16 protein-coding genes are annotated in these 16,748 nt (G+C 70.6%); 10 read left to right on the forward strand and 6 right to left on the reverse strand.

What is annotated here, in order from left to right; genetic code table 11:
• Positions 1 to 62 precede the first annotated feature (62 nt).
• On the forward strand, positions 63 to 1,226 hold the full coding sequence (locus LXM90_RS26985; RefSeq protein WP_020095651.1) for an iron-containing alcohol dehydrogenase: 1,164 nt from the start codon (positions 63 to 65) through the stop codon (positions 1,224 to 1,226).
• Positions 1,227 to 1,357: 131 nt separating this feature from the next.
• Here LXM90_RS26985 and LXM90_RS26990 read toward each other — a convergent pair whose 3' ends face one another.
• Positions 1,358 to 2,587 (reverse strand): ABC transporter substrate-binding protein, encoded by a 1,230-nt coding sequence (locus LXM90_RS26990; RefSeq protein WP_020095650.1) that lies wholly within the window; start codon positions 2,585 to 2,587, stop codon positions 1,358 to 1,360.
• Between the two features lie 257 nt (positions 2,588 to 2,844).
• Here LXM90_RS26990 and cpaB point away from each other — a divergent pair, with 257 nt between their 5' ends.
• From cpaB to LXM90_RS27025, 7 genes are all read left to right on the forward strand, one after another.
• Positions 2,845 to 3,660 carry a Flp pilus assembly protein CpaB gene (gene cpaB, locus LXM90_RS26995; protein ID WP_020095649.1) on the forward strand — a complete coding sequence of 272 codons (816 nt, stop codon included), beginning with the start codon at positions 2,845 to 2,847 and terminating at the stop codon, positions 3,658 to 3,660.
• A 5-nt stretch (positions 3,661 to 3,665) separates the two neighbouring features.
• Positions 3,666 to 5,294: a type II and III secretion system protein family protein gene (locus LXM90_RS27000; RefSeq protein ID WP_020095648.1), complete on the forward strand. Its 1,629-nt coding sequence runs from the start codon at positions 3,666 to 3,668 to the stop codon at positions 5,292 to 5,294.
• Positions 5,295 to 5,324: 30 nt separating this feature from the next.
• Positions 5,325 to 6,092, forward strand: a complete 768-nt coding sequence (locus LXM90_RS27005) for a CpaD family pilus assembly protein (RefSeq protein WP_234081266.1) — start codon at positions 5,325 to 5,327, stop codon at positions 6,090 to 6,092.
• 78 nt (positions 6,093 to 6,170) lie between these two features.
• The gene (locus LXM90_RS27010; RefSeq protein ID WP_234081268.1) at positions 6,171 to 7,415 is read left to right on the forward strand and encodes an AAA family ATPase; all 1,245 of its coding nucleotides are present in this window, start codon (positions 6,171 to 6,173) and stop codon (positions 7,413 to 7,415) included.
• Positions 7,416 to 7,472: 57 nt separating this feature from the next.
• The gene (locus LXM90_RS27015) at positions 7,473 to 8,921 is read left to right on the forward strand and encodes a CpaF family protein (protein WP_026605321.1); all 1,449 of its coding nucleotides are present in this window, start codon (positions 7,473 to 7,475) and stop codon (positions 8,919 to 8,921) included.
• A 4-nt stretch (positions 8,922 to 8,925) separates the two neighbouring features.
• Positions 8,926 to 9,903: a type II secretion system F family protein gene (locus LXM90_RS27020; protein ID WP_020095644.1), complete on the forward strand. Its 978-nt coding sequence runs from the start codon at positions 8,926 to 8,928 to the stop codon at positions 9,901 to 9,903.
• 31 nt (positions 9,904 to 9,934) lie between these two features.
• Positions 9,935 to 10,912 carry a type II secretion system F family protein gene (locus LXM90_RS27025; RefSeq protein WP_020095643.1) on the forward strand — a complete coding sequence of 326 codons (978 nt, stop codon included), beginning with the start codon at positions 9,935 to 9,937 and terminating at the stop codon, positions 10,910 to 10,912.
• 25 nt (positions 10,913 to 10,937) lie between these two features.
• Here the strand turns inward: LXM90_RS27025 and LXM90_RS27030 are convergent, their stop codons facing one another.
• Positions 10,938 to 11,195, reverse strand: a complete 258-nt coding sequence (locus LXM90_RS27030; protein WP_012320730.1) for a GcrA family cell cycle regulator — start codon at positions 11,193 to 11,195, stop codon at positions 10,938 to 10,940.
• A gap of 378 nt (positions 11,196 to 11,573) precedes the next feature.
• Here LXM90_RS27030 and sseA point away from each other — a divergent pair, with 378 nt between their 5' ends.
• Together sseA and LXM90_RS27040 are read left to right on the forward strand one after the other, a co-directional pair.
• Positions 11,574 to 12,419, forward strand: coding sequence for a 3-mercaptopyruvate sulfurtransferase (gene sseA, locus LXM90_RS27035; protein WP_234081270.1), 846 nt, complete (start codon positions 11,574 to 11,576; stop codon positions 12,417 to 12,419).
• Between the two features lie 126 nt (positions 12,420 to 12,545).
• Positions 12,546 to 13,034: a hypothetical protein gene (locus LXM90_RS27040; RefSeq protein ID WP_020095640.1), complete on the forward strand. Its 489-nt coding sequence runs from the start codon at positions 12,546 to 12,548 to the stop codon at positions 13,032 to 13,034.
• 147 nt (positions 13,035 to 13,181) lie between these two features.
• Here the strand turns inward: LXM90_RS27040 and LXM90_RS27045 are convergent, their stop codons facing one another.
• From LXM90_RS27045 to LXM90_RS27060, 4 genes are read right to left on the reverse strand one after another with little or no spacing between them, the layout of a single operon-like run.
• On the reverse strand, positions 13,182 to 14,006 hold the full coding sequence (locus LXM90_RS27045; protein ID WP_020095639.1) for an FTR1 family iron permease: 825 nt from the start codon (positions 14,004 to 14,006) through the stop codon (positions 13,182 to 13,184).
• Positions 14,007 to 14,059: 53 nt separating this feature from the next.
• A complete protein-coding gene (locus tag LXM90_RS27050) occupies positions 14,060 to 15,493 on the reverse strand; it encodes a 4Fe-4S binding protein (protein ID WP_020095638.1) in 1,434 nt (477 codons plus the stop codon).
• Positions 15,490 to 15,840 (reverse strand): cupredoxin domain-containing protein, encoded by a 351-nt coding sequence (locus tag LXM90_RS27055; protein ID WP_091683039.1) that lies wholly within the window; start codon positions 15,838 to 15,840, stop codon positions 15,490 to 15,492. Before LXM90_RS27055 ends, LXM90_RS27050 begins: the two co-directional genes overlap by 4 nt.
• 17 nt (positions 15,841 to 15,857) lie before the next feature.
• The gene (locus LXM90_RS27060; protein ID WP_207904130.1) at positions 15,858 to 16,421 is read right to left on the reverse strand and encodes an iron transporter; all 564 of its coding nucleotides are present in this window, start codon (positions 16,419 to 16,421) and stop codon (positions 15,858 to 15,860) included.
• Positions 16,422 to 16,748: the final 327 nt, after the last annotated feature.

Genomic DNA, 16,748 nt, shown 5'->3' on the forward strand with positions numbered 1-16,748 from the left:
CGCAGGTCCTAAGATCGTCGTTCCGGCGCACCAGCGAGGTGCCGGGTGGGAGAAGCAAGAGAATGGTCGCCTCGATCGCCCTGCCCCGGCTGATGCGCGTCGGCGCCGGCGCCTCGCGGCTCCTGCCGGAGGTGCTCGGCCAGCTCGGCCTGTCGCGGCCCTTCGTGGTCACCGATCCCTACCTTGCCGGCAGCGGCCGCACCGACACGCTGCTCGAGCGGCTGACCAAGGCGGGCGCGCAGGCCACGATCTTCTCCGAGACTGTGCCGGACCCGACCGTCGCCTCCGTGGAGGCGGCGCTGGCGGCCCTCCAGGCGGGCGATTTCGACTGCGTGGTCGGCTTCGGCGGCGGCAGCCCGATGGACACCGCCAAGGCGGTGGCGGTGCTCGCCCGCCACGGCGGCCACATGCGCGACTACAAGGCGCCGCGCCAGCAGGACGAGCCCGGCCTGCCGATCGTGGCGATCCCGACCACCGCCGGCACCGGCTCGGAGGCGACCCGCTTCACCATCGTGACCGACGAGGCCTCGGACGAGAAGATGCTCTGCATCGGCCTCGCCTACCTGCCGGTGGCGGCCCTGGTCGATTACGAGCTGACGCTCACCAAGCCGAAGCGGCTCACCGCCGATACCGGCATCGACGCCCTGACCCACGCGATCGAGGCCTACGTCTCGCGCAAGTCGAACCTGTTCTCGGACGGGCTGGCGCTTCAGGCGATGCGGTTGATCGCCCCGAACCTGCGCCGGGTCTGGACCGATCCGGGCGACCGGGCGGCCCGCGAGGCGATGATGCTCGGCGCGACCCAGGCCGGCATCGCCTTCTCGAACGCCTCCGTGGCGCTCGTCCACGGCATGAGCCGGCCGATCGGCGCCCATTTCCACGTGGCCCACGGGCTCTCGAACGCGATGCTGCTGCCGGCGGTCACGGCCTTCTCGGCCCCGGCCGCGATCGACCGCTACGCCGCCTGCGCCCGCGCCATGAAGATCGCCGGCCCGGACACCGACGACCGCTCCGCGGTGTCGGCCCTGGTGGCCGAGCTCGAGGCGCTGAACGACGACCTCGACGTGCCGGGACCGCGGGAATACGGGATCGACCCGGCCCGCTGGGAGGCGCTGCTGCCCACCATGGCGGCCCAGGCGCTGGCCTCCGGCTCCCCCGCCAACAACCCGGTGGAGCCCAGCGCCGACGAGATCGTGGCCCTGTACCGGCGCGTCTGGGCGGGGTGATACCCTCTCGGAGTAGAGCACATCCTGAGACGGGACATTCGACCCGCCGCCGTCTGTGCGAGCGGAGCGAAGCAATCCAGGGACGCGCCGCCCCGGGTCGCTGCGCTGCGCTCGCGATGACGGGGTGAGACCTACTTCGCCGCCGTCAGCGGGCAGCCGCTCTCGGCCGGGGAGGCGAAGGCCTCCTTACCGGGGATCGTCGAGATCAGCTTGTAGAGGTCCCACGGACCCTTCGACTCGGCCGGCTTCTTGACCTCGAACAGGTACATGTCGTGGACCATGCGTCCGTTCGGCTGCACGATCCCGCCATGGGCGAACACGTCGTCCACCGGCAGCTCCTTGAGCTTGGCGTTCACCGCGTCGGTCTCGTCGGTGCCGGCCGCCTTGACGGCCTTCAGGTAGGACAGGACCGCCGAGTAGGTGCCGGCCTGGATCATGTTGGGCATCCGGCCGGTGCGCTTCATGTAGCGCTGGCCGAAGGCGCGGGTCTCGTCGTTGGCGTCCCAGTACCAGCCCTCGGTGAGCGTCAGGCCCTGGGCGACCTTGAGGCCGAGCCCGTGCACCTCCGAGAGGGTGAACAGCAGCGCCGCGAGCTTCTGGCCGCCCTCGACGATGCCGTACTCGGCGGCCTGCTTGATCGCGTTCGAGGTGTCGAGGCCGGCATTGGCGAGCCCGATCACCTTGGCCTTCGAGCCCTGCGCCTGGAGCAGGAACGACGAGAAGTCCTGGTTCGAGAGCGGGTGACGGACGCTGCCCAGCACCTTGCCGCCGTTGGCGAGCACGACCTTGCTGGTGTCGGCCTCCAGCGCCGAGCCGAAGGCGTAGTCGGCGGTGAGGAAGAACCACGTGTTGCCGCCCGCCCGGGTCAGCGCGCCGCCGGTGCCCACCGCCAGCGCCCGCGTGTCGAACGCCCAATGGTAGCCGTAGGGCGAGCACGCCTTGCCGGTGAGGTCGCTGGTCGCGGCCCCGGTGGTGATGGTGATCTTCTTCTTCTCCTTGGACAGGCCCTGGACCGCCAGCGCCACCGAGGAGGTGGTCAGCTCCATGATCGCGTCGACATTGTCGCGGTCGTACCATTGCCGGGCGATCGCCGAGGCGATGTCGGGCTTGTTCTGGTGGTCGGCCGTGAGGATCTCGATCGGCACGCTGCCGATCTTGCCGCCCATGTCCTCCACCGCCATCCGGGCGGCCTCGACCGAGCCCTGGCCGCCGTACTCGGCGTAGAGGCCGGACTGGTCGTTGAGGACGCCGATCCGTATGGCGTTGTCCGAGAAGCTTCCCTGCGCGGCCGCCGGAGCGGAGCCGAGCGCGGTCCCTGCGAGAGCGGCCGCCATCACCGCGCCGCCGATTGTCCTGATCATGTCTCCCCCCGGTTCGCCCGAGTGCCCGCTTCTGAGGCGGTTCCGGCGGCACGATAGGGGACGACCCGGCGCCGCGCCACGGCCGGGGTCGGGCGGGAGCTGAAGGATTCCGCGGATTGTGACGCGGTTCCGATCGACCCGTTTCCGGACCGGCGACAACGGCAGAGGTTATAATACCTTAACCATAATTACACGAATCCCCGCGCAGGTTCCCGTCATGGACGGCAATCCGGCCGTCTCCGGCGCGTGGCGATGCGATGAACCCAGCCCGTTTCGCCGTCCTCGGAATCGCCCTCGCGGCGGGCACCGGGGCGGCCTTCCTGATGAGCGGCGGCGATCCGCCACCGCCGCCACCGCCGCCGACGGCCGAGGCGCCGCCGCAGCCGACGACCGACGTGCTCGTGGCCGCCATCGACATGCCCATGGGCCAGGTGCTCCGGGCCGCGGACCTGCGCTGGCAGCCCTGGCCGGACGGCGCCGTGGCCAACGGCTACATGACCCGCAAGATCAACCCCAAGGCCCTCGAGGAGACCGTCGGTGCGTCCGTGCGCTCGGGCTTCCTGACGGGCGAGCCGATCCGCGCGCAGAAGCTGGTGCGCCCGGAGAGCGGGTTCATGGCGGCGATCCTGCCGCCCGGCATGCGCGCGGTCGCCATCGTCACCGACAGCCGCGGAACCAACTCGGCCGGCGGCTTCATCCTGCCGAACGACCGTGTCGACGTGATCCGCACCTTCCGCGACGAGTCCAATTCGCGGGCCAACAACAGCGACGTGCAGCTCTCCCAGACGATCCTCACCGACATCCGCGTCCTGGCGATCGGTCAGCTGGTCCAGGAGAAGAACGGCACCAACGTCGTCACCGGCGAGACCGCGACGCTGGCCGTGACGCCCGCGCAGGCCGAGACCCTGGCGCTCGCCCAGAAGGTCGGCGCCCTGACGCTCTCCCTGCGCAGCCTCGCCGATGCCGGGCTGCCGCCGGAAGCCGTACCGCTGGCCGACGCGTCCGCCGCGCAGATGCCCGAACCCGCCCTGACCGTGGTGCGCTTCGGCGTCGCGCGGCAGCAGACGCCGTGACCGCCATGACCGCTTCGCTGTCCCTCACGCGCCCGACGCGGCGCCCCGACCGCGGCCCGCGCCGTTGCTCGGCCGGCGCCCTCGCGCTGCTCGTCGCCCTGACCGGGCCGGCCTCTTCCCAGGACCGCCAGACCTTCGGCCCGGCGCCGATCCTCACGGTCGGAGCCGCGGAAGCGAGCTCGACCCGGCGGGTCGAGCTGACCGCGGGCCGGTCCGTCATCGTCGACCTGCCGCGGGACGCCAAGGAGGTGTTCGTGGCCAACCCCGCGGTGGCCAACGCCGTGGTCCGCTCGACCCGCAAGGTCTTCGTGATCGGCATGGCGGACGGCGCGACCTCGATCTTCATCATGGATGCCGAGGGCCGCCAGATTGCCGCCCTCGACGTGACGGTGGCGCGGGACCTGAACCTCGGGACCCTGCGCGAGCTGCTCAACCAGAGCATCCCGGGCGGACGCTTCGACGTGCGCTCCTCGGGCGCCTCGGTGCTCCTGTCGGGAGCGGTCAACTCCTCGGCGGACGCGCAGCAGGCGATCGACATCGCCAACGCCTTCGTGGGCCTTGGCGGCGCCGGGGCCGCGGGAGCGGCGGGCGCGGCCAGCGGCGGCGTCGCCGCCGGCTCGCGGGGCGCGGTGATCAACAACCTCACGATCCGCAACAAGGACCAGGTGATGCTCCGCGTCACCGTGGTGGAGGTGTCCCGCAACGTCCTGAAGCAGTTCGGGATCAACATGGCCGGCAACTGGTCGGCTCTGAACCCGGTCGGAAACCTGGGGCAGACGCTCGTGAACGGCGGCACCGCGGCGGCCACGCAGGTCCCGGCGTACATCCCGAATGTTATCACCAACAACCTGCCCTTCCCGATCAACACGAACACGCCGACCGGGAATCTGGTCCAGGCCTCCGTGCAGGGGGGCGGCTTCTCGCTCCAGGCGACCCTGAAGGCGTTCGAGCAGGCCGGCGTCTCGCGCATCCTGGCGGAGCCAACGCTGACCGCCATCTCGGGCGAGGCCGCCAAGTTCCTGGCCGGCGGCGAGTTCGCGGTGCCGGCCTCGGCAACCTGCGCCGTCGGCGGCGTCTGCTCGCCCGGCATCACATACAAGCCCTACGGCGTCGCCCTGTCGTTCACACCGACGGTGCTGGCCGACAACCGGATCTCGATCCGCGTCGCCACGGACGTGACCGAGATCGATACGCAGCAGAGCTTCAACTATGTGATCGGCAACACCTCGGTCGCAGTGCCGGGCACCCGGGTGCGCCGCTCCGAGACCACCGTCGAGCTGCCCTCCGGCGGTGTGATGATGACCGCCGGCCTGATCCAGCAGTTCAACAAGCAGGCGATCGCCGGCCTGCCCGGCCTGATCAACCTCCCGATCCTCGGCGCGCTGTTCCGCTCCCGCGACTACCAGCGCCAGGAGACCGAGCTGATGATCATGTGCACGCCCTACATCGCCCGGCCGATGGAGGCGAAGCAGGTCAGCCGGCCCGACGACAACTTCGTCGACTCCAGCGACGGCCAAGCCGTGCTGCTCGGCCAGATCAACCGCATCTACGGCAAGGTCGCCCCGCCGGGCGCGGCCGCCGCGGCGCCGCTCGGCCGCACCTACCGCGGCCGCGTCGGCTTCATCGTCGAGTAGCGCCCCGCCGCGCCTCCCAGGATCGGACCCATGACCGGACCCATGACCGGACCCACGACCGGACGTCACCCGCCCGCACTGCCGCGCCGCGCCGCGAGCGTGCTCGCCGCCTGCGCGCTCTCCGCCCTCGCGGCGGCCTGCAAGACCGATCCCGTCACGACCGGCGGCATCGACGTCACGGATTACCGCGCGCGCCACCCGATCGTGCTGACCGACGGGCCTCGCAGCCTCGACGTGTTCCCGACCGGCACGGGCCATCTGGACCCGCGCCAAGCGACCGATGTCAACGCCTTCATGCTGGAGTACCGGCGCTACGGCCGCGGAACCCTTCTGATGCAGGTGCCCCAGGGCGTCCCACCCGACCAGGTCGCCGCCGTGCAGCGGACGGCCTCGGTTCTCGGCCGGCTCGGCACGCAGAACGGCGTCAACGCCCGCGAGATCGCGGTCAGCGGCTACGCGGTGGCGGCGCCGACCCTCGCCGCGCCGATCCGGCTGAGCTTCCAGCGCATGCAGGCCAAGGTGGCCGACGCCTGCGGCCTCTGGCCTCAAGACCTCGGGGCCGGCAATTTCGCGACCGACTACAACAACCGGCCGAGCTGGAACCTGGGCTGCGCCATGCAGTCCAACGTCGCCGCCCAGGTCGCCGACCCGGTCGACCTCGTGCGCGGCCGGCCCGAGGGCCGCATCGACACGGTCAAGCGGGTCCGGGACATTGGCCAGTTGCGGGACGGCAAGGATCCGTCAACCACATGGCGGCAAGATGGTCAGACCGCCGTGAAGGCCCAGGTCACGAACTGAGACAGCCGGCGCCGGGGATGGGCAGCCCCGCCGCCGATCGCAACGCCGCACCCCGCACGCGAACCCGAAAGCGCCGTCATGGCAGAGCTGTCCGAGACAACCGAGCGCACGATCGCCCCGGTGCCCCGGATCACCATCCAGGCCTTCTGCGAGACCGGCGAGACCGCGGCGATGATCGAGGGCGCGGCCCTCGACCGGCGCATGCAGAAGGCGCAGGTCAAGGTCCGGATGGGCGGCGGGGCCGCGGCGATCGAGGCGTACCGGCACGCGCCGACGCCCAACGTCATCGTCCTCGAGATCCAGGGCGCGCGCTCGCGGCCGATCGAGTGCCTCGACGCCCTGGCCGAGGTCTGCGACGAGGGGACCCGCGTCCTGGTGATCGGTCACGTCAACGACGTGATGCTTTACCGCCAGCTGATCCAGCGCGGGGTGTCCGATTACCTGATGGCGCCGGTCGAGCCCCTGACGCTCATCGCGGCGATCTCCGACCTGTTCACGGCCCCGGGCGTCAAGCCGGTGGGCCGGACCGTGGCGGTCTACGGCGTCAAGGGCGGCATCGGCGCCTCGACCGTGGCGCATAATTTCGCGTGGTCGGTGGCCCGGGGCCAGGGCGTCCAGACGGTGATCGCCGATCTCGACATCGCCTTCGGCACCGCCTCGCTCAACTTCAACCAGGACCCGCCCCAGGGCATCGCCGAGGCGGTGTTCGCCCCCGAGCGGCTGGACTCCGCCTTGGTCGAGCGGCTGCTGTCCAAGTGCAGCGACAACCTGAGCCTGCTCTCGGCCCCGGCGAGCCTCGACCGGACCATCGACCTGTCCGAGCCGGCCTTCGACACCCTGATCGAGCACATGCGGGCGAGCGTCCCGTGCGTGGTCCTCGACATCCCCCACCAGTGGAACGCGTGGACGAAGCGCGTCCTGACGGCGGCCGACGAGATCCTGATCGTGACCGGGCCCGACCTCGCCTGCCTGCGCAACGCCAAGAACCTCCTCGGCGCGCTGAAGCACGGTCGCCCGAACGACCAGCCGCCCCGCATCGTGCTGAACGGCGTCGGCGTGCCCAAGCGCCCCGAGATCGGCACCGCCGAGTTCGCCAAGGCCCTGGAGGCGCCGGTGGCCCTGACGATCATGTTCGAGCCGACCCTGTTCGGCACGGCCGCCAACAACGGCCAGATGATCGCCGAGATCCAGGCGGGCTCGAAGGTGGCGGAGCTGTTCAACGACCTGGCGGCCATGACCCTCGGACGTCCCGAGAGCCGGCGGGGCCGTCCGAGCCTGCTGGAGCCGCTGCTCGCCAAGCTTTCCGGCCGCAAGGCATCCTGATGCGGACGCGATCCCTCACCCGGCCGGTGCCGCGGGTCAGCGTCGGGGCTCTGACCCATGTTCGGTAGGCGACAGTCCGGCGGCGCGTCGGCGCCGCCCCCGCCGATGCCGCAGATGCGGACCCCGGCCCCGGCCACGCCAGTGCTGCGCGACGCGCCGGCGCCCGCGCCGGCCCAGCGCCCGGCGCCGGCGGCCCCGGTCGTCGTCGAGACCGCGCGCTCGGAGGATTACTACCGCACCAAGAGCCTGATCTTCGGCGCCCTGATCGAGGCGATCGACCTGACGCAGCTCTCGCGCCTCGACGCCGAGACCGCGCGCGAGGAGATCCGCGACATCGTCACGGAGATCATCGGGCTCAAGAACATCGTCCTGTCGATCTCCGAGCAGGAGGAACTGCTCGACGACATCTGCAACGACGTGCTGGGTTACGGCCCGCTGGAGCCGCTTCTCGCCCGCGACGACATCGCCGACATCATGGTCAACGGCGCCCACCGGACCTTCATCGAGGTCAACGGCAAGATCCAGCTGACCAGCGTGCGGTTCCGCGACAACCAGCAGCTGATGAACATCTGCCAGCGCATCGTCAGCCAGGTCGGCCGGCGCGTCGACGACGCCTCGCCGATCTGCGACGCGCGCCTGCCGGACGGGTCCCGCGTCAACGTCATCGCGCCGCCGCTCGCCATCGACGGCCCGGCGCTCACGATCCGAAAGTTCAAGAAGGACAAGCTCACCCTGGAGCAGCTCGTGCGCTTCGGGGCGATCTCGCCCGAGGGCGCCGAGGTCCTCAAGATCATCGGCCAGTCGCGCTGCAACGTGGTCATCTCGGGCGGCACGGGCTCGGGCAAGACCACGCTGCTCAACTGCCTCACCGCCTTCATCGAGCACGACGAGCGGGTCATCACCTGCGAGGACGCGGCCGAGCTGCAGCTCCAGCAGCCGCACGTCGTGCGCCTGGAGACACGGCCGCCCAACATGGAGGGCCAGGGCCAAGTCACCATGCGCGACCTCGTGAAGAACTGCCTGCGCATGCGCCCGGAGCGGATCATCGTCGGCGAGGTGCGCGGACCGGAGGCCTTCGATCTGCTCCAGGCGATGAACACCGGCCACGACGGCTCGATGGGCACGCTCCACGCCAACAGCCCGCGCGAGTGCCTGTCGCGTATCGAATCGATGATCTCGATGGGCGGCTTCACCCTGCCGTCGCGGACCCTGCGCGAGATGATCTGCGGCTCGATCGACGTCGTGATCCAGGCGATGCGTCTGCGCGACGGCTCCCGGCGCATCACCCACATCACTGAGGTGCTCGGCATGGAGGGCGACGTCATCACCACCCAGGACGTGTTCCTCTACGACATCGTCGGCGAGGACGCGAACGGCAAGCTGATCGGGCGTCACCGCTCCACCGGCGTCGGCCGGCCGAAATTCTGGGAGCGCGCCCGCTACTACGGCCTCGAACAGCGGCTCGGCGAGGCGCTCGACGCCGCCGAGGTCGTCGACCGGAACTGAGCCGATGGCGGACGCCTCCAACCTGCCGATCGCCGCCGGCCTCGCCGGCATCGCGGTGGCCGCCATCGCCTACGTGGCGGTCCTGCCCCTGCTCGGCGGCGAGCGCCGGGCCACCAAGCGCCTGAAGACGATCAGCGTCTCCGCCTCGGGGGCGGCGACCCGGGGCGTCGCCGTCAACCGGCGCGAGCAGGTCGCCAAGACGCTGAGCGAGATCGAGGCGAAGGCCAAGGGCGCCTCGAAGGCCAGCGTGGAATTGAAGCTCGCCCGCGCCGGCCTCGGCTGGACGAAGCAGACATTCTACGGGGTCTCGGCCCTGAGCGGGGTCGTCTTCGGGCTCCTGCTCTTCGTCATCACCGACAACGCCCTGGCGGCGCTCGGCGCCGCCTTCGCGGGCGGCTTCGGCCTGCCGGCCTACCTGCTGCGCCACCTGCGGCTCAAGCGCATCGCGAAGTTCAACAAGGAGCTGCCCAACGCCGTCGACGTGGTGGTCCGCGGCATCCGCACCGGCATCCCGGTGGGCGACTGCTTCCGCATGGTCTCGCGCGAGGCCGAGGAGCCGGTGCGCAGCGAGTTCCGGACCGTGGTGGAGACGCAGGCGATGGGCCTGTCCCTCGGCGAGGCCTGCACGCGGCTGTTCGAGCGCGTGCCCACCGCCGAGGTGAACTTCTTCGCCATCGTGATCAACATCCAGCAGCAGTCGGGCGGTAACCTCTCCGAGGCGCTGAACAACCTCTCCACGGTGCTGCGCGACCGCGCCAAGATGCGCGGCAAGGTCCAGGCGATGAGCATGGAGGCCAAGGCCTCGGCCTCGATCATCGCCTGCCTGCCCTTCGCTGTGGCGGGCATCACCGCGCTCACCAGCCCCGACTACATCTCGCTGCTCTGGACAACCGACACGGGCAAGATCGCCCTGGTCGGCGCGGCGATCTGGATGTCCATCGGCATCTTCACCATCAAGAAGATGATCGCCTTCGAGTTCTAGGCGCGGTGCGCCGTCTGCCGGATCCCGCCCGATGATCGACGCCATCGCCGAGAAGCTGTTCGATCCCCGCTTCATGGGCACGCTGCTGACCGCCGTCGCGGCGGCCGCGACCGCCTACGCGGTGGCGCAGCCCTTCCTAGAGACCGACCGCCTCGGCAAGCGGATGAAGCTCGTCAGCGACGAGCGCGAGCAGATCCGGCGGCGCGAGCGGCTGAGCGCGGAGCGGACCGGAAGCCGGGCGACGCTGCGCACGGAGCCGAAGGCCTACATGAAGTCGGTCGTCGAGAAGTACCAGCTGCGCCGCTGGCTCGGTACGGACACGGCCAAGCGCAAACTGATGCAGGCAGGGTACCGCGGCCAGGGGGCGGAGACCGCTTTCCTGTTCTTCCGCCTCGTCGTGCCGGTCGCGGCGGTGATCGCGGCCTTGTTCTACCTGTTCGTGCTGGAGGTGCTCGACGCCTCGTACCTCATGCGGTTCGGGCTCGTGATCGGCGCGGCCTACATGGGCATCAAGGCGCCCGAGCTGTTCCTGGTGAACACCGCCAAGAAGCGCCAGACCGAGATCCGCAAGGCGTGGCCGGACGCCCTCGACCTCACGCTGATCTGCGTCGAATCCGGCATGGCGATCGAGAACGCGTTCCGGAAGGTGAGCACCGAGATCGCCACGTCCTCGGTCGTGCTGGCTGAGGAGCTCGCGCTGATGACCGCCGAGATGTCGTTCCTGCCCGACCGGCGTCAGGCCTACGAGAACCTCGTGATGCGCACCGGCCTCGAGCCGGTGAAGTCCGTGGCGACGGCGTTGATCCAGGCCGAGCGCTACGGCACGCCGGTCGGTCAGGCGCTGCGGGTTCTGAGCCAGGAGAGCCGCGACATGCGCATGAACGAGGCCGAGAAGAAGGCGGCCGGGCTGCCGCCGAAGCTCACCGTGCCGATGATCCTGTTCTTCCTGCCCGTGCTGTTCGTCGTCATCATCACCCCGGCGGTCATCCAGATCATGCGGACGCAGTGACGGCCGGGATGGCGCAAGGAGAGGCTCAGCGGATGCGGCCGGGGCGGGTCGGCTCGAACACGATGCGGCGGTGGTAGGCGCACCAGCTCTTGCCGTCGGACACGGGGGCGCCGCAGCAGACGGCGCGGTCGTTCGGCTCGCCGATGATGTACTTGCACACGAAGGCGCCGGACTGCGCGAAGGGCACGCGCAGGTCGGCCGACGGCTCCTCGACGGTCTCGGCGTCGCCGATCTGGGACATGCGGACGAGTTGATTCATGGTGTCGATCGGCTCAATAAGCATCCTGCACGGTGGGTCGGGCGCCCGGGCAGACAGGGAAGGTTTGAACGCATCTCGTTCAGGCGACGTCCCCGTATCGCGTCCGCGAGCGGAACGTCCGGGGCGGCCAACACGATGCCGGCCGGACGGCCGACGCGATTGGCGTCATCATGGTGTCGTAACTGGGGTTACGGCTCTTTAAAACAAGACCAGCCTGCGCTGGATGCATCGGACCACGGTGCGGGATGCGTAGCTCATCCGATCCGGCGCGCGCTCGATTGGCATTGGCGCGGCTGACGAATCCGCCCGAACGCCGCCGTCCCGCGGTGACCCAGGCGTGCAACGCCGGGCGACCTGTGGTTCTGTGAGCCCGCAACGCGAACAGAGCCGGATCCGCCGACCATGGCCCAGCCGCCCCTCGTGTCACCCGAATGGCTGCACGACCGCCTCGCGGCCCCCGACATCGTCGTGCTCGACGCCTCCTGGTACCTGCCCGCAGCGGGCCGCGATCCCGAGGCCGAGTTCCGCACCGCCCACATACCCGGCGCCCGCCGCTTCGATCTCGACGCCATGAGCGACACCGAGTCGAACCTGCCGCACATGCTGCCACGGCCCGAGGTGTTCGCGGCGCGGATGCGCGCGCTCGGCGTCGGCGACGGCATGCAGATCGTTGTCTACGACGGGCAGGGGCTGTTCTCCGCCCCGCGGGTCTGGTGGATGCTCAAGGCCTTCGGCGTGCGCGACGCGCTGGTGCTGGACGGCGGCCTGCCGGCCTGGGTGGCGGCGGGCTACCCGACCGAGGAGGGCGACCCGCGCCAGCCCGAGCGGCGGCACTTCACCGCCCGCTTCGACCACGGCGCCGTGGCGGACGCGGACGACGTCGCCCGCGCCCTGGACAGCGGCTCGGCGCAGGTCGTCGACGCCCGCTCGGGGACGCGGTTCCGCGGCGAGGAGCCGGAGCCCCGCCCCGGCGTCCGGCCGGGGCACATGCCCGGCGCGCGCAACCTGCACTACGCGGCCCTCCAGCGCGACGGCCGGATGAAGAGCCCCGAGGAGTTGAAGACGGTCTTCGCCGAGAACGGCGTCGATCCGGACCTGCCGATCGTGACCACCTGCGGCTCCGGCGTGACCGCTGCGATCATCGCGCTGGCGCTGGAGACCATGGGCCGCCCGGCGCGGGGGCTCTACGACGGCTCCTGGTCGGAATGGGGCGCCGACCCGGCCCGGGCGGTGGCGACGGGTCCTTGAGAGGCGGTTCTCCGGCCCTCAGGTCCGCCGACGTGACCGGGCCGCCCCGGTCGCCCGCTTGAAAGCTCCGTGATCGATTTCGATATATCGATTGCGCCTGCGGTTGGGCGCCCTACGGAGAAAATCATGCCGCATCACGACACCACCGCCCTCTCGGGCACGATACGACACGTCTTCGCCCATCGCTTCACCGTCGAGGCGGGCGGCGAGACGCACCTCGCCGATCTCGGCCCGAAGGGTGCGGAGGCGTTCCCGCTCGCGAGCGGCCTGCACGTCACCCTCACCGGAGAGCGTCGCCCCTCGGAGATCAAGGTCACGCGGATCTCGGCGGAGGGCCGGGATCCGGTGGAGATCCATCACAAGAAGCCCCATCACGCGCCCGGCACCGGGCGGCCGGACGGGGCAACGGACGCCCCGTCCGATCCCGCGCGCGCTCTGGCGGCGGTGGCCGCGGCGGGGTGGGCGGTGGCGGACGCGCCGCGCCGCAAGCCGAGGCATTTCGAGGTGCTGGCACGTCGGAGCGACCGCGCGGCGACGGAACTGCACGTCGACTTCGCCGGCACGATCTACAGGGAGAAGCCGGCCGACCGGGCGAAGTGGACCGTGCTGGCCTGAGGGTCGCGGGCCGACCGACCCACCGCACCGATGGACGGTGCGGCGGGACCCGTCGCGTCGAGCCGAGGATGCACAGCCGGGCCGCCACGCAGCCCGGCGCCTCGACGCCTAGCTGTCGGATGTATCCCCGCGGCGCCGGACGGTTCGCTACGCCGCCCGCACCGCGCGGCGCTTGTCGGCGGCGCTCCACTGCATCAGGCCGACCATCACCGCGATGGTGGCGACGTAGACCAGCCCCTGGAGGGCGGTCGGACGGTCGGTGTAGCCGACCAGGGCGTGCAGGACGCGGCCCGGCCAGGAATTCTCGGCGATCACGCCGGAGCTGTTCCAGAGGGTGTATCCGAGGACCTCGACCACCCCGGCATTCGCCAGGAACTGCGCCGCCTGCGCGGCGAGGCCGGCCGCGAGGAAGATGATCAGGACGCTGGTCACCGAGAAGACGTAGCGGCTCGGAATCGAGGCGAGCCCGAGATAGGTCACCGCCGAGAGGAGCGCGCCGGCGCCGATGCCGGCGACCGCACCGAACTGGATGTCGGCGCCCGAGGTGCCCGAGGCCACGAGGCCGTAGAGGAACAGGACCAGCTCGGCCCCCTCGCGCAGGATCGCGGCGCCGATCACGATCGACAGGGCCGCTGCCTCCCGCTCGCCCGAGCGCACCGCCGCGCCGGCGGCGCGCAGTTCGCCCGCCAGCTCCTTGCCGTGCTTGCTCATCCAGGTGTTGTGCCAGATCAGCAGCAGCACCGCGACGATCAGGACCGCGGCGTTCAGGATGTCCTGCCCGCTGCCCTCGAACGCGTCCGAGATCTTCTCGGCGAACAGCGCCACCAGGGCGGCGCCCGCGAGGCCGCCGGCGATGCCGAGCAGGACCCAGCGCATCCGGCCCGGGATGCCGCGGGTGGCGGCCAGCACGATGGAGATGATGAGGCCCGCCTCGATGACTTCGCGGAAGGCGATGACGAAGGCGCCGATCATGGCGGTCTCCAGGGTTTGTGAGGTCGTGTGACGCGGCGCGCGCGGACCGCGCGCTACCAGATCCAGAACAGGAGCACCCAGTTGGCCACCGAGAGGGCGGCCGCGCCGGCGATGCAGGCCGAGGCCGCCACCCGGCGGAGGCCGCCGGCGGCGAGACCCGCCACCCGCCAGGCCAGCCAGACGCTCCACAGGCTGGCGCCGGCGAGCAGGCCCGCGCGGATCTCCGCCACGTAGGGGATCACGATGCCGTCGCCGCGCAGGAACGTCACGGTGAGCGCCGACAGGCCCAGGAACACGCCGCAGCCCGCGACCGGGATCAGGGTCTGGGTCAGGTGGTGGAAGCGCCGGAGCGACCAGCCGCCGAGGCTCAGGGTCGCGAGCGCCACGATCCCCGACAGGGCGAGCCCGAGGACGAGCGTCGCGGCGCCGATGTAGGCCAGCAGCAGCCCGCCGTCGAGGAGCGTCATGACGTCGTTGCGGTCGGGGTAGTTCGTCAGCACGAACCAGGGCGCCGAGTGCTCCAGGGGCCACGTCGTCCCGCGCTCGATGAGCCACGTGGCCGCCCATTGCTTGGCATCGACGAACCAGGGGCTCGAGGACCACTGGAAGGCGCCCACCGCCAACGCCAGCATGCCGAACAGGATCAGCATGGTCTGGTCGAGGCTGGGCTCCGCGCCGGCCACGTGGACGATCTCGTGGTTGGGCGAGCGCAGGGCGAGGCGCACGGCGCCGCGGTGGCCGCTGCAGCGGCCGCACATGTGGCAGGCGCCCGCGCCGCGCATGGTCTTGACCGGCACGAGGGGCGCGCAGTTGAAGGACTCGGTGCCGCCGACGGGTTTGGGCGAGTCCGCCCAGGCGGCGCGGTCGACCTGGAAGCTCACCGGCGCGAGCTTCGACAGCACCGCGAAGACGCCGTTGACCGGGCAGAGGTAGCGGCACCAGACGCGCTTGTTGCGCCCGTACAGCAGCCCGACCACGATCGCCGCCAGGGTCGAGCCGCCGAGCACCGCGAGGACCGGCTTCGGGTAGCCGTAGACGCTGGTCATCTGGCCGTAGACGGTGGTTCCCGCGAAGGCCACGAACGGCCAGCCCTGCCAGGTGATCCAGCGCGGCACGGCGTAGCCGCGGCTCCACCGGCTCGCGAACTCGCTGAGGGCCCCCTCCGGGCAGAGCACGCCGCACCAGGCCCGGCCGACCAGCACCATGCTGACCAGCACGAACGGCCACCAGATCCCCCAGAAGGCGAACTGCGCGGCGAGCGTCAGGTTGGTCCAGATGTGGGCGGCGTTGTCGGGCAGCGGCAGCAGGGCCGGCACGATCACCAGCACCGCGTAGACGGCGACGATCAGCCACTGCACGGACCGGATGATCCAGCCGTACCGGCGCAACGCGTCGCCGAACCGGGCGAGCCGCGCGTCGACCGCGGAGCGGCGCGGCGTGACGTCGGCGAGGGCCAGGGAGCCGGGCGCTGTCGTGAACGCGCTCATTTGGCCACCAGGGTCGCCTTCGCTTCCGGGTGGAAATCGTCGAACACCTGGTACGTGCCGGCATCGAGGGTGCGGAACACGATCGCCGAGGTCGAGCCAGCGGCCAGCGCCTTCTCGCGGCGCAGCTCCGTGCTCTCGAACTCCACCGGCGTCTGGCCGGTGTTCGAGATCTCGAGCTTGAACCGGGTGTTGGCCGGAACCTCGATCACCGTCGGGATGATCACGCCGTCGCGCATCTCCACCTTGATGACCGGCATGTCGTCCGCCCGCGCGGGCACGGCGGCCGACGCGGCGGCGACCAGCAGCAGCGGTAGGGCTCGGAGGAGGGAGCGCGGCAGGCGGGACACGGTCAGCTCCGGCACTCTCAGTAGGCGCCCTTCTTGCCGACGCCGGCGAAGGTGAAGTCCTGGGTGATCTCGAAGGGCTCGAACCACGGGCCGACGCCCGTCTCCTTGTCGACGTGGCGGCCGAAATGGCTGTCCTTGCCCGGGGGCGCGACGGTGACCTTCAGACGGTAACGACCCGGGCCGAACAGCTTGACGTTGTCGCCGTAATGCGGCCCGTCATTGGCGACCATCGGCATCAGCATGCCCGACACCGTCTGGTCGGTGGGCTTGTCGCCGTCGAGCTTCACCGCCTCGAAGCGGACGGCGAGCGCCGGCACCCAGTCCCCTTCCGCGAAGCCGTTGCGGTTGTCCTTGGCGGCGCGGATATCGGTCTCGAGGTGGATGTCCGACTTGGCGGCCTCGCGCATCATGCCGGGCGGATCCATCTCGATCGGCTGCAGATAGACGGCCGCGACCTCCAGGCCGTTGCGCGTCACGTGCGGACCGATCGGCACCTCCTTGGCGGCCGCGGCACCGGCGAACGCCAGGAGCGAGGCCGCGGCGAGGCCGCGGAGAACCGGGAGGATGTGCGAGGCGTGCATGCGACCGCACATAATCCAGGCCGCGGGAAGATCAAACCGGAATCGCACGACAGTCAAATAATAACAATTCTAATCTGTCCATCAGCCGAATCGACATTACGGTATTCGCATGTCGTTGCATCGAAAAAGGTCGATCACGGCGCACTTTCACGAAGCTATTCGCGGTGCGATGCCCTCTGGATCTTGACGAATCCAACGCGGGCTGGATCGTCACGCCAGTGCCATGCGACGAACCGAGGATGCGAGGCAGCAAGGCCATGGATCGCACGATGGCCCGCGATCACGAGCGCGCGACCCGGCTTGCGCGGCCCCGTGCCGCGTTTTAGC

It is taken from the genome of Methylobacterium oryzae (genome assembly GCF_021398735.1).
Classification (GTDB): domain Bacteria; phylum Pseudomonadota; class Alphaproteobacteria; order Rhizobiales; family Beijerinckiaceae; genus Methylobacterium.

Coding starts and splice junctions, on each gene's coding strand:
- LXM90_RS27025 (WP_020095643.1), top strand. CDS start 9,935: ATGATCGACGCCATCGCCGAGAAGCTGTTCGATCCCCGCTTCATGGGC.
- LXM90_RS27010 (WP_234081268.1), top strand. CDS start 6,171: ATGGCAGAGCTGTCCGAGACAACCGAGCGCACGATCGCCCCGGTGCCC.
- LXM90_RS27015 (WP_026605321.1), top strand. CDS start 7,473: ATGTTCGGTAGGCGACAGTCCGGCGGCGCGTCGGCGCCGCCCCCGCCG.
- LXM90_RS27020 (WP_020095644.1), top strand. CDS start 8,926: ATGGCGGACGCCTCCAACCTGCCGATCGCCGCCGGCCTCGCCGGCATC.
- LXM90_RS27040 (WP_020095640.1), top strand. CDS start 12,546: ATGCCGCATCACGACACCACCGCCCTCTCGGGCACGATACGACACGTC.
- cpaB (WP_020095649.1), top strand. CDS start 2,845: ATGAACCCAGCCCGTTTCGCCGTCCTCGGAATCGCCCTCGCGGCGGGC.
- LXM90_RS26985 (WP_020095651.1), top strand. CDS start 63: ATGGTCGCCTCGATCGCCCTGCCCCGGCTGATGCGCGTCGGCGCCGGC.
- LXM90_RS26990 (WP_020095650.1), bottom strand. CDS start 2,587: ATGATCAGGACAATCGGCGGCGCGGTGATGGCGGCCGCTCTCGCAGGG.
- LXM90_RS27005 (WP_234081266.1), top strand. CDS start 5,325: ATGACCGGACCCATGACCGGACCCACGACCGGACGTCACCCGCCCGCA.
- LXM90_RS27060 (WP_207904130.1), bottom strand. CDS start 16,421: ATGCACGCCTCGCACATCCTCCCGGTTCTCCGCGGCCTCGCCGCGGCC.
- LXM90_RS27000 (WP_020095648.1), top strand. CDS start 3,666: ATGACCGCTTCGCTGTCCCTCACGCGCCCGACGCGGCGCCCCGACCGC.
- LXM90_RS27050 (WP_020095638.1), bottom strand. CDS start 15,493: ATGAGCGCGTTCACGACAGCGCCCGGCTCCCTGGCCCTCGCCGACGTC.
- LXM90_RS27030 (WP_012320730.1), bottom strand. CDS start 11,195: ATGCTTATTGAGCCGATCGACACCATGAATCAACTCGTCCGCATGTCC.
- sseA (WP_234081270.1), top strand. CDS start 11,574: ATGGCCCAGCCGCCCCTCGTGTCACCCGAATGGCTGCACGACCGCCTC.
- LXM90_RS27045 (WP_020095639.1), bottom strand. CDS start 14,006: ATGATCGGCGCCTTCGTCATCGCCTTCCGCGAAGTCATCGAGGCGGGC.